Source organism: Pseudarthrobacter sp. Hb11 (assembly GCF_059383655.1).
In genome coordinates this window covers 119,860-130,587 of record NZ_JBWZCM010000010.1, presented here as the reverse complement: position 1 = coordinate 130,587, position 10,728 = coordinate 119,860, and the positions used below count along the sequence as shown (strand labels likewise).

General features: G+C 65.4%; 11 protein-coding genes. 4 read left to right on the top strand and 7 right to left on the bottom strand.

The genetic code is table 11. The features are described 5' to 3' along the window. Positions 1–76: 76 nt before the first annotated feature. Together ppsA and AC50X7_RS14295 are read right to left on the bottom strand one after the other, a co-directional pair. Entirely contained in the window at positions 77–2,494 is a 2,418-nt protein-coding gene (gene ppsA / locus AC50X7_RS14300; protein WP_494979626.1) for a phosphoenolpyruvate synthase, read from the bottom strand. 145 nt (positions 2,495–2,639) lie between these two features. Continuing rightward, positions 2,640–3,458: a pyruvate, water dikinase regulatory protein gene (locus AC50X7_RS14295; RefSeq protein ID WP_494979625.1), complete on the bottom strand. Its 819-nt coding sequence runs from the start codon at positions 3,456–3,458 to the stop codon at positions 2,640–2,642. A 77-nt stretch (positions 3,459–3,535) separates the two neighbouring features. Between AC50X7_RS14295 and AC50X7_RS14290 the strand changes: the two genes are divergently transcribed. Then, entirely contained in the window at positions 3,536–4,465 is a 930-nt protein-coding gene (locus tag AC50X7_RS14290) for an NADP-dependent oxidoreductase (RefSeq protein WP_494979624.1), read from the top strand. A gap of 14 nt (positions 4,466–4,479) precedes the next feature. On the opposite strand, the gene AC50X7_RS14285 is transcribed toward AC50X7_RS14290, so the two are convergent. The 4 genes from AC50X7_RS14285 to AC50X7_RS14270 form a co-directional block, all read right to left on the bottom strand. Beyond that, positions 4,480–4,677, bottom strand: a complete 198-nt coding sequence (locus AC50X7_RS14285) for a hypothetical protein (protein WP_494979623.1) — start codon at positions 4,675–4,677, stop codon at positions 4,480–4,482. 38 nt (positions 4,678–4,715) lie between these two features. Beyond that, positions 4,716–5,486: an LmeA family phospholipid-binding protein gene (locus AC50X7_RS14280; RefSeq protein ID WP_494979622.1), complete on the bottom strand. Its 771-nt coding sequence runs from the start codon at positions 5,484–5,486 to the stop codon at positions 4,716–4,718. Positions 5,487–5,566: 80 nt separating this feature from the next. Next, positions 5,567–6,154, bottom strand: coding sequence for an RBBP9/YdeN family alpha/beta hydrolase (locus AC50X7_RS14275; protein WP_494979621.1), 588 nt, complete (start codon positions 6,152–6,154; stop codon positions 5,567–5,569). A gap of 35 nt (positions 6,155–6,189) precedes the next feature. After that, a complete protein-coding gene (locus AC50X7_RS14270; protein ID WP_494979620.1) occupies positions 6,190–6,360 on the bottom strand; it encodes a hypothetical protein in 171 nt (56 codons plus the stop codon). Positions 6,361–6,655: 295 nt separating this feature from the next. Between AC50X7_RS14270 and AC50X7_RS14265 the strand changes: the two genes are divergently transcribed. Further along, a complete protein-coding gene (locus AC50X7_RS14265) occupies positions 6,656–7,135 on the top strand; it encodes a hypothetical protein (protein WP_494979619.1) in 480 nt (159 codons plus the stop codon). Positions 7,136–7,229: 94 nt separating this feature from the next. Here AC50X7_RS14265 and AC50X7_RS14260 read toward each other — a convergent pair whose 3' ends face one another. Then, a complete protein-coding gene (locus AC50X7_RS14260) occupies positions 7,230–7,865 on the bottom strand; it encodes an MBL fold metallo-hydrolase (RefSeq protein WP_494979618.1) in 636 nt (211 codons plus the stop codon). Between the two features lie 161 nt (positions 7,866–8,026). Here AC50X7_RS14260 and AC50X7_RS14255 point away from each other — a divergent pair, with 161 nt between their 5' ends. After that, positions 8,027–9,031: a bile acid:sodium symporter family protein gene (locus AC50X7_RS14255; RefSeq protein WP_494979617.1), complete on the top strand. Its 1,005-nt coding sequence runs from the start codon at positions 8,027–8,029 to the stop codon at positions 9,029–9,031. A 128-nt stretch (positions 9,032–9,159) separates the two neighbouring features. Next, entirely contained in the window at positions 9,160–10,728 is a 1,569-nt protein-coding gene (locus AC50X7_RS14250; protein ID WP_494979616.1) for a serine hydrolase domain-containing protein, read from the top strand.

Here is a 10,728-nt window from a genome sequence, read left to right as displayed (position 1 = left end):
TGTCCCCCCCTCCCCCAACACCGGGACCTCTCTTAGACCCCCTCCCACCGCCCCCACGCGGCTCAGTCTGGCGGGGTCAGCGCGTCCCCACCAGGGCGGCGCCTTCAGCGGACGTGCCAGCCGCGACGTCCGCGAGCCGGAGCCAGGTGTCCACCACGGTGTCCGGGTTCAGGGAGACGGACTCGATGCCCTGCTCCACCAGCCACTCGGCGAGGTCCGGGTGGTCACTCGGGCCCTGGCCGCAGATGCCCACGTATTTGCCGCGTTCCCGGCAGGCTTTGATGGCCATGCTGAGGAGCTTCTTGACGGCGGGATCGCGTTCGTCGAAGCCGGCGGACACGATGGCCGAGTCCCGGTCCAGGCCCAGGGCGAGCTGGGTCATGTCGTTGGAGCCGATGGAGAAGCCGTCGAAGTACTCCAGGAATTCGTCGGCGAGCAGCGCGTTGGACGGCAGCTCGCACATCATGATCACCTCAAGGCCGTTCTCGCCGCGGCGCAGCCCGTTCTCGGCGAGCAACTCGATCACGCCGCGGGCTTCGTCCAGGGTCCGCACGAACGGGATCATGAGCTTGACGTTGGTCAGGCCCATCTCGTTGCGCACGAAGGACAGGGCCTCGCACTCCAGGTCGAAGCAGTCCCGGAAGGACGGCTCCAGGTAGCGGGAGGCGCCGCGGAAGCCGAGCATCGGGTTTTCCTCGTGCGGCTCGTACGCCGGTCCCCCGATGAGGTTGGCGTACTCGTTGGATTTGAAGTCGGACATGCGCACAATTACCGGTTCCGGCGCGAACGCGGCGGCGATGGTGGCCACGCCTTCTGCCAGGCGCTTGATGTAGTACTCGCGCGGGCTGCTGTAGGCGGCGATCCGCTCCCGGATCTTCGCCTGCACGTCCTCCGGCTGGCTGTCCAGGTTCAGCAGCGCCTTGGGGTGGATGCCGATCTGGCGGTTGATGATGAACTCGAGCCGGGCCAGCCCCACGCCGTGGTTGGGCAGCTGGGCGAAGGTGAACGCCTGCTCCGGGGTGCCCACGTTCATCATCACCTTCACGGGCGCGTCCGGCATCTTGGTAATTCCGGTGTCCTCCACCGTGAAGTCCAGCAGGCCCTGGTAGATGACGCCTGTCTCGCCGTCGGCGCAGGAGACGGTGACGTCCAGCCCGTCGGACAGGATGTCCGTGGCGTTGCCCGTACCGACGACGGCGGGTATCCCCAGTTCCCGCGCGATGATGGCAGCGTGGCAGGTCCGTCCGCCGCGGTTGGTGACGATCGCGGAGGCCCGCTTCATGATCGGTTCCCAGTCCGGGTCCGTCATGTCCGCCACCAGGACATCGCCGGTCTGGAAGGCGGCCATCTGATCGATGGCGGTGAGGATGCGGACGCTGCCAGCGCCGATGCGCTGGCCGATGGCGCGGCCCTCCGCCAGGACCGGGCCGGTCCCGTTGAGGCGGAAGCGGGTCTGGGTGCCGGGGGCGCGGCGCGACTGCACCGTTTCCGGGCGGGCCTGCAGGATGTACAGGCCGCCGTCGATCCCGTCCTTGCCCCACTCGATGTCCATGGGCCGGCCGTAGTGGTTCTCAATGGCCACGGCGTGCCGGGCCAGCTGCTCCACATCCTCGTCGCTGAGGCTGAAGCGGTTTCGCAGGGAGGCCTCCACCGGGACGAAGTCGATGGTGCGGCCGATCTCCTGGCTGGTGGTGTAGGTCATCTGCAGGGCCTTCTCCCCCAGTCCGCGCTTGAGGATGGCGGGACGGCCGGCCTGCAGCGCCGGCTTGTACACATAGAACTCGTCCGGGTTCACCGCACCCTGGACCACGGCCTCGCCCAGGCCGTAGGAGGAGGTGACGAACACTGCGTCCTGGAAGCCGGATTCGGTGTCCATGGTGAACATAACCCCGGAGGCCCCGACGTCGGAGCGCACCATCCGCTGGATGCCCGCCGAGAGTGCCACGTCCGCGTGTTCAAACTTGTGGTGCACCCGGTAGGCGATGGCCCTGTCGTTGTAGAGCGACGCGAACACGTCCTTGATGGCGGCCAGGATGTTCTCAATCCCCCGGACGTTCAGGAAGGTTTCCTGCTGCCCGGCGAAGGAGGCATCGGGGAGGTCTTCCGCCGTCGCGCTGGACCTTACGGCCCAGGAGAGGTCATCGGATCCGCCGTGCTTCTCCACCAGCTGCTTGTAGGCGTCGCGGAGCTGCTGCTCAAAGTCCGGGAGGAAGGGCGTCTGCCGCACCAGGGACCGGATGTCCTGCCCGGCAGCAGCCAACGCCGTCACGTCGTCGATGTCCAGGCCCACCAGGCGGTCGGCGATCTGCTGGTCCAACCCGGAATCGGCGAGGAAGTTGCGGTAGGCATCGGCAGTGGTGGCGAATCCGTCGGGCACCTGGACGCCGGCTGAGGTCAGGTTTTGAACCATCTCGCCCAGGGAGGCGTTCTTGCCGCCCACCCGGTCCAGGTCCTTGAGTCCGAGTTCCGAAAACCACAGGATGTCTGTCGCCATAATTACTGCTCCTTCGCAGAGGGTGATATGCCAAGGCCCGGCTCCCGGCGGTGGCCGGGTGAGGGCAAAAGTCTCCTCCACCTTGGCAGGCCTTCCAGAACCACGCCACGTGATGTGTGCCACAGCACGCTTGTGAAACTTTTCCCTAGTGCTTGAGGTTCATCTTCTGCAGGATGGTGGCCGCCATCTCCTCCACCGACACGCTGGCGGAGTTGAGGTACGGAATCCCGTGGAATTCGTACAGGCGCTCGGCGCTGCGCAGTTCGAACCCGCACTGGCGCAGCGAGGCGTAGGAGGAGCCCCGGCGCCGTTCGGTGCGTACCTGGCTCAGGCGCAGCGGGTTGGTGGTGAGGCCGAAACATTTCGACACGAAGGGCTTGAGCGACTTGGGCAGCCCTTCCCGGGCGAAATCCTCCTCCACCAGGGGGAAGTTCGCGGCGAAGATCCCGTGCTGCAGCGCCAGGTACATGGTGGTGGGTGTCTTCCCGCACCGCGACGGGGCCACCAGGATGACCTGGGCCTTCTCCAGCGCACGCAGGCTCTGGCCGTCGTCGTGCTCCATGGCGTACTCGACGGCGGCCATCCGCGATTGGTAGCGGGCAGCGTTTCCCAGGCCGTGCGCCCGGCCAGGCTCCCCGCTGGCATGGCTGCCCAGTGCATGCTCCAGCTGTTCCACGTATGAGCCGATGAGGTCCACGATGATTCCCCGGCAGGTGGACAGCGTCTGGCGGATGTCACTGCTGACCGCGGTGGAAAAGACGAGCGGCGCCGGGCCGGCAGCGGCGGCGCTGTCGATAATCCTTACCACCGACCGCGCCTGCTCAACGGTGGTGATGAAGGGGATGGTGATCCGGTCGAAGTTGTTCCCGGGAAACTGGGTCAGCAACGTGTTGCCCAGTGTTTCCGCCGTGATGCCGGTACTGTCCGAAAGGAAATAGACAGGCCGAAGAGCGTCAGTGGTCATGGAACGACCCTAACGGTCCGTTGCCTGACGCGTCGGGTTCCGGAATAGCGAGGCATGCCTGTGCCATTGTGGAAGGCATGAAGGCAATCACTTACAGCTCGTACGGAAACCCTGATGTCCTCGAATTTGGCGACCAACCCATGCCGAAAGTCGGGCCGGGAATGGTCCTGGTCAAAGTCAAGGCAGCCGCAGTGAACCCAGTGGACTGGAAAATCATGGCGGGGTATCTGGATCCCATCATGGATCTGCAGTTTCCCGCCATCCCCGGCTGGGATGTAGCAGGGGTTGTGGAGTCGGTGGGAATTGACGCCAGGCAGTTCCAGCCCGGCGACGAGGTCATTGCCTACGGCCGCAAGGACTACGTGCACGGTGGAAGCTTTGCCGAGTACATCGCGCTGCCGGAGCGGCTCCTGGCCCGGAAGCCTGCCTCGCTCGGGTGGAATGAATCGGCGGGCCTGCCGCTGGCCGGCCTGACCGCCTACCAGGTCCTCAACCGGCTGGGCCTGAAGGCCGGCGAAACTGTACTGATCCACGGAGGTTCCGGAGGTGTGGGCTCCCTTGGCATCCAGATCGCTGTGACCCTGGGCGCCAGTGTCATTGCCACTGGCTCCGAGAAAAACCACGAGTTCCTCCGCTCCCTGGGAGCCGAGCCAACTGCCTACGGGGACGGGCTCGCCGAGCGCGTTCGCGCGCTGCGTCCTGATGGCGTGGACGTCGTTGCCGATTTCGTCGGCGGAAACCTCGAGGCGACGCTGGCCGTGCTGGCCGAAGGAGGCCGGCATGCCTCAATCGCCGACAGTGAAGTGGAAGAGCACGGCGGTGACTGGATGTGGGTCAACCCCGTGGGCGCCGACCTGCAGGAACTCGCCGACCTGGCGGACAGCCGGAAGATCCGCGTGGAAGTTGCCGCGGTCTTTCCGCTGGAGGATGCTGCTGATGCCTTCCGGTCCAATATGGAAGGGCATACCCGCGGCAAGATCGTGATTGTTGTAGACCAGAAATCCTGAGCAGCAGTTGCGCCTCAGCTGGCCTTGAATCTCGTGGGCATCGTCACATAGCTGCCACGGGTAACGGGAGGCAGGTTCCGGCTGCCGGCGACGGTGACATAGGTGCCCTCAACGCGGGCCGCGGCGCTGCCGGCGGGAAGTATCTGCGCCCTGTAGGAGGGGATGAACGGGCGTTCTCCACTTATAACTTCGTAGCCAGGACGGCGGAGCATGGGTGGGGCCCGGGAGGTGCACAGATGAGGGCGGAGGTTTAGGGAACGAGCCTGACGTCCTCGCCGCGGAGGGTGGTACGGAAGCCGTCGCCCTGGACCGCGACATCCTGCAGCACGAGGCCCTCGGGCAGCCCCTTGATGTCGTGCTCGATGGTCACGAGCCCGCGCACGACCGCGGCGGTGGCGTCGGAGAGGAAGGCCGGCCCACCAATGTCGATTGAGCGTGGCTCCACAATGAGCCTGCCGTTATGGACTTTGACCGTGCCGGTGGCGACGACGCGGACTTCTCGCCCCAGGGCTTCGACGGTGCGGACCACACTGGCCTGACCGCCGTCAGCAGCGCGGACCACTGTCCCGCTCCCGATCTCGTCAGCCACAACCTTGAACGGCACGGTCGCGTCCACAGTGAGCTGTGCGGCGACCAGCCCGTCCGGCCCAGTGACCACGTCCTGCCCGACGGCCCGAACGTCGCGGAGGGTGGAACCAGCGGCCACCACTGTCCCGGCATCCAGCACGACGTCGGATAGCCACACTCCCTCCTGACCCAGGTCTCCGGGCGGCTCGGCGCCCGGTGTGCGCTCGGCCCCCGCCGTCGGCGAGGGCGCTGGCCCTGCTTTGGCCGTGTTTGCCGGGTCGCTCACCGCCCACCAGAAAATCGCAACCACGAGTCCCAAGAGGAGGACCATTCCAGCAGCACCGATCAGCCAGTCCTTCGCACGCGTCCACTTCACCAGGACAGTCTGCTGGCTCGCAGCGTGCAGCGCGAAACCCGGAGTTGAGCGGAAACAACTTTCAGGCTCAAATGTCATGCGCTCTGTTGATCCTTCACCACGCCCGGGTCCTGTTCCTGCAGCTCCTGTTGCAGTCCGCGACTGCTTTGGTGAAGCCTCTACTGGGATCGAATCAGGTCAAGCAAAGCCGGCAGCCTCGTGACACCATCGTCTGCCATGAAGTGTCCTGCTCCCGGATGAACCTGAAGCCGTGCGCCCAGTCGCCTGGCGAGGTCATCCGATGCCGCCGACGGCACGAAAGGATCCGTGTCGGAGCGAAGAACTATTCGTTCTCCAATGCTCGTTACCAGCCGTTCAACATCAACGTCAGCTGCGAGGAAACCATCAAGTTCCGGCAGAGCCTGCAGTGGTTCAGTGAACCCAGCCACCACCACGAGACCACCCAGTTCCCATGGTTCCGGCAGCGCCGCGAGTACCCGCAGGGCGGTGACCGCACCCAGGGAATGGGCCACAACCACCGTGGCCGCATCGGGCACCCCGAGTGCCGCGCTGACCGCGTTTTCCCACGCAGCCTTGTCAGGATCGTCAGAATCGGGGAGGGGAACGACGGTGACTGCGATGCCTTCAGCTTCGAGGGCGGCCTGAAGCCAGGGGAACCAGTTTGCATGAGGCGACGATTCATACCCGTGGACGATGAGGACGCGTTGGAAGGGCCGAACCGGGACGTTACTGGCTGCGCTGTTCATAGGCAAAGACTCTAAACCGTCGGTTGGCCCGCCAGTCAGGGGGCGCAGTCCTCGTCGTTGATGAAGACCTGAACGGCCACGACATGAACTTCTGTCAGGCCCTTCTCATGGTCAGGCTTCTCCAGCAGGACCGGCTGGCGGTACTGGCGGGCCCTCCAGCCGGGAATGACCTCGCCGGGAACTATCGCGGCCCCGAGTCCGCTCAAACGAGTCCATCAGGGCCGCTGGCTGCATAACGGATGACAGGGTTTCGATCGATCGAACTGATCGGCGCTTGAGTCACAAACCCGGGAATTAAGTATCCCGAGTATCCGTGCCTCGTTGCCCAGCATGCGCCTGTAAGCGGTTGTAACCTAATCCGGGCGCCGGGGTCCGTGCCGGATGGGCGCGCTCGCTTCTGCCCAAGCGGGAAGTTTCCCTGGTCATACCGGTGGAAAGCAGCTAATGAGGTCTAGTGTTGGCTGGGTCGGCAATCGCCGCGATTACCCTCAGGGAGGGTGCATGAACTCCAAGCAGTCCAGCTCCGAGCAATTTATGAAGTACTTGAAAAGCGTTGGCGGTTCAGAAGTTGATCTCAACGCTGCGGCCTACACCGTCAGCGATGACGACACCGTCGAGAGCGTGGTTTCACGCCTGCGGATGGAACAGCAGGAGCATGGGGGCAACGCCAAAGACCCCTCGATACTCCATGCCGCGGCGCAGGTGATGATCAGCAGGCGGGATGAACGCGACCCCGTCCACCACGAGGGGGCTTCCCAGCCGGGGGAATACCAGCTGGACATCCATCACAGCGCAGGCAGCACCACGCGGGAAAGCATCCCGGTGAAGGACATAGAAGCCGCCAAGGTCTGGGCACAGGCACAAATCGAAGCCCAGGGCGCAGAGTTCGGAGCCATGTACTTTCCTGCCGGCGGAGGCGACGCACCAGGGACGGGAGCCCTGATAGCCAGCTTCGACCGTTCGGTGGGCTGGTACCGCTAGCCGAGATTCCGCTCCCGGGTTTGGACCCGGGAGCGGCCGGGCTTGACCTGAACCAGGATCGGCAGCGCCGGCTGGACGAAGACGGGCTTCGAGGCTATTTGAGCAATCCACCGCCGGAAGCTGTTGGACCAAACGTGGCCAGCTTGCCATGACCGAACAAGACAAGCCGTGGCTGGAGGTCCGCAAGGCGGCGCATCGACTCCTCGTTGCGCTCCGGCGACCACGTGAAAAGGCCAGGAGGCTTGGACAGGTGGCGGATGTTGAAAAAGACGTCCCCGCAGATCAGCACGCTGTCCGCTTCACGCCACAGGGCAATGTGACCCGGAGTGTGCCCGGGGACATGGAGCACAGTGAATCCAGCAACCTCGTCGCCTTCCTTCAGCAGCCGGTCCACCGGGTGGCTCGGCGCCCTGTTGTACGTGGCCATGAGCCGGGGCAGCCGTCCAGTCCCTGCAACTGCTTTGCCTGATTCCACGAAGGGGGCATCCAGGGCCCCGGCCCAGAGCGGAATGTCGAGTGCGGTGCAAACGGCACGCGAGGACCCGAAGTGGTCAGGGTGGGCGTGGGTAACCACGTTCGCTTTCAGGTTGAGGCCGCGGACCTGACGCAGGATGCGGCGCTTCGCCGCGACAGTACCTGCGTCCACCAGGACGTCTTCCACCAGATAGACATTGATCTGATTGCGGGGAAAACCGGCCAGCTGACGAACCCCAACGGCAAGCTCCAACATGTGCACACCTCAGCTGTCTCCGTTTTGCGTTATCTGCAAGGATGGGCCGCCTCGATTGCTTCTGCAACAGGCAGTTTCAGTAGCGCCATGAAGTACGGCGCCGTCGTCATCAACGCGCATTGATTCCGGAACCCCACCTCCACTGTGATAATCCGGTAGGTATGTCTCCCTTATCCGAATCTTCCACCACGGCATCCGCCGCCGAAGAACGCAGCGCCCGCGTCGCCGTCACGCTCTTTCCCATCCTTATCCTGGCCGGAGGCGCCATAGCGCTTGCTATGCCAACAGCCTTCACGGGCCTGGCCCCGTGGATCACTCCACTGCTGGGCGTCATTATGTTCGGCATGGGCCTGACGCTCACACCCCCTGACTTCGCCATCATCGCCAAGCGCCCGGTTCCGGTGGTGATTGGTGTTGTGGCGCAGTACGTCATCATGCCGCTGCTTGGCTGGCTGGTTGCCGCGGCGCTGGGCCTGCCGCCTGCACTGGCCGCCGGCGTAATCCTGGTGGGCTGCTGCCCGGGTGGAACGGCGTCGAACGTGGTGTCCTACCTGGCCGAGGGCGACGTTGCCTTGTCCGTTGCCATGACGTCCGTTTCCACGCTGCTCGCTCCGCTGCTGACCCCCATGCTGGCTCTGTGGCTGGCTGGCCAGTACATGCCGGTGGACGCCGGCTCGATGGCGTGGTCCATCGTCCAGGTGGTGCTGATCCCTGTGATGCTGGGACTCGTGCTCCGTGTCTTCCTGCCGCGTTTGGTCACTAAGGCGTTGCCTGCCCTTCCCTGGATTTCCGTCCTCGCCATCACCCTCGTGGTGGTTGCGGTGGTTGCCGGAAGCGCCAAGGCCATCTTCACTGCCGGACTGCTGGTCCTGGCCGCGGTCATCCTGCACAACGGCCTGGGCTATGCCCTCGGCTACGGCGCAGCCCGTCTGTTCAAGCTGCCCATCCCCGCCAGGCGCACCACCGCGATTGAGGTTGGGATGCAGAACTCAGGGCTTGCCGCAGCGTTGTCCCGGCAGTACCTGACTCCGGAGTCCGCCCTGCCTGCTGCCATCTTCTCGGTCTGGCACAACGTTTCGGGCGCAGTCCTCGCGGCCTACTGGCGCCGCCGCAGCACTCCTGCCGCACGCCCCGGTGAGCCGGTTCCGGTGGCTGTCACGGAGTAGGCGCACTTCCAGGAGTATCTGCCGCGAGCCTTGCACTTGTGGCACGTCCGGTAGCGCCCGGCCATGCGTTGTCTTCCGCTTGGCCAGGCCCTACCGTGAAGTGACGGACAGCCGAAGCAGGTGCAGCCATGCAGACAATATGGTGGTCATCGCGCTGCCTGCTGCTGTGCTTCCTGGTGGCAGGGCTCCTCTGCGGTGGCACTCCCGCCGCGGCATGCACCGGCCCCGTGTCCACGGACTCCGCCAATCCCGAGCAAACTTACGCGGCGGTGAACACCTACCTGCGCGAGCAGCTCGAAACGCTAGGCATTCCCGGTGCGGCGGTCGCCGTCGTCCGCAACGGCACCCAAGTGCACTCGGCCGCCTTCGGCCAAGCCGACGACTCCGGGCGGCCGATGACCGCGCAGACGCCGGTCCTGCTCGCCTCCACCAGCAAGTCCCTGACAGCCATCGCCGTGATGCAGCAGGTGGAGGCCGGCCGGCTGCGACTCGACGAGCCGGTGCAGACCTACCTGCCCTGGTTCACGCTGGATGACAGCCGCTCATCAGCGATCACGGTGCGGCACCTGCTCCACCAGGCCAGCGGCATGGGCTCCAGGGACACCGCATTCGAGGCCTCGGACGCGCAGACCCCGGAGACCCTTGTAGAAGGCGTCCGGGCACTGGCAAATTCTCCTCTGGCGGGCAACCCGGGCGAGGCCTTCCACTACGCGAGCGCCAACTTCAACATCCTGGGCCTCCTGGTGCAGACGGTCTCCGGCCAGCCGTTCGGGGACTACCTGAAGGAACACGTCTTTGGGCCGCTGGAGATGGTCCACAGCCACCCGACGCGCGCTGCGGCCCGCGCCGACAACGCCGCCGCCGGCTACTCCCTCTGGTTCGGCTCCTTCTGGCACCAGACCGACGTGCCCGCACCCACTGCCGGGATGCCCTCCTCCACCCTGTACGCCTCGGCCGAGGACCTGGGCCATGAGCTGATCGCACTGCTCGTCGGCGGCGGGTACGGCGCCGCCCGGATCCTCCGGCCCGAGAGCGTGGCAGCGATGTTCGAGCCCGGCGTGCCGATCGACGAAGCCAAGCAGTACGCCATGGGCTGGTTCACCCGGCCGCTCGTGGAGTCCACCGATCCCGCGGCACTTCCCGTCCCGGAGGAGACTCTGCCGCTGCTCCTCGAGCATCAGGGCGAATGGGGCAACAGCCACACCTACCTGGGCATGGTTCCGTCCTCGGGGCTGGGCGTGGCGCTGGTGATCAACGCCAACCACGCCGCCGCCCCGTCGCAGCTGAAAGCCATCGACACCAACATCCTGCGGATTCTCCACGGGCAGCGCCCTGTGCCGGCTGTTACTCAGGAGGACTGGCTCCAGCGCTACAGCTGGGCGGTTGCGATGGGACTGCTGCTCGCCGAACTGCTGAGCCTGTGGCTGGCACTGCGATTCCTGCTCCGCCCACGGTCCAAGGGCCGGCGGGTTCCCCTGGTTTACGCTGCTGCGGCCGTCGCCCTCGATGCCTTCGTCCTGTGGCTGTGCCTCGACTACGCCCCCGCGAAGTTCGACACGCACCTGTTCGTGGTGGTCCGCCAGTTTCCCGACGTCGGCATCTCACTGGTGCCGGCCCTCGCCCTGGCCATCCTCTGGCCGGTCCCGCGGACACTCTGGCTCCTCGTTCGGATGCGGGCCCGCCCTGTAGTGGCCTAG

Excerpts from the sequence above, each read along its gene's own strand:
- ppsA (WP_494979626.1), bottom strand. The coding sequence starts at position 2,494 with ATGGCGACAGACATCCTGTGGTTTTCGGAACTCGGACTCAAGGACCTG.
- AC50X7_RS14295 (WP_494979625.1), bottom strand. The coding sequence starts at position 3,458 with ATGACCACTGACGCTCTTCGGCCTGTCTATTTCCTTTCGGACAGTACC.
- AC50X7_RS14290 (WP_494979624.1), top strand. The coding sequence starts at position 3,536 with ATGAAGGCAATCACTTACAGCTCGTACGGAAACCCTGATGTCCTCGAA.
- AC50X7_RS14285 (WP_494979623.1), bottom strand. The coding sequence starts at position 4,677 with ATGCTCCGCCGTCCTGGCTACGAAGTTATAAGTGGAGAACGCCCGTTC.
- AC50X7_RS14280 (WP_494979622.1), bottom strand. The coding sequence starts at position 5,486 with ATGACATTTGAGCCTGAAAGTTGTTTCCGCTCAACTCCGGGTTTCGCG.
- AC50X7_RS14275 (WP_494979621.1), bottom strand. The coding sequence starts at position 6,154 with ATGAACAGCGCAGCCAGTAACGTCCCGGTTCGGCCCTTCCAACGCGTC.
- AC50X7_RS14265 (WP_494979619.1), top strand. The coding sequence starts at position 6,656 with ATGAACTCCAAGCAGTCCAGCTCCGAGCAATTTATGAAGTACTTGAAA.
- AC50X7_RS14260 (WP_494979618.1), bottom strand. The coding sequence starts at position 7,865 with ATGTTGGAGCTTGCCGTTGGGGTTCGTCAGCTGGCCGGTTTTCCCCGC.
- AC50X7_RS14255 (WP_494979617.1), top strand. The coding sequence starts at position 8,027 with ATGTCTCCCTTATCCGAATCTTCCACCACGGCATCCGCCGCCGAAGAA.
- AC50X7_RS14250 (WP_494979616.1), top strand. The coding sequence starts at position 9,160 with ATGCAGACAATATGGTGGTCATCGCGCTGCCTGCTGCTGTGCTTCCTG.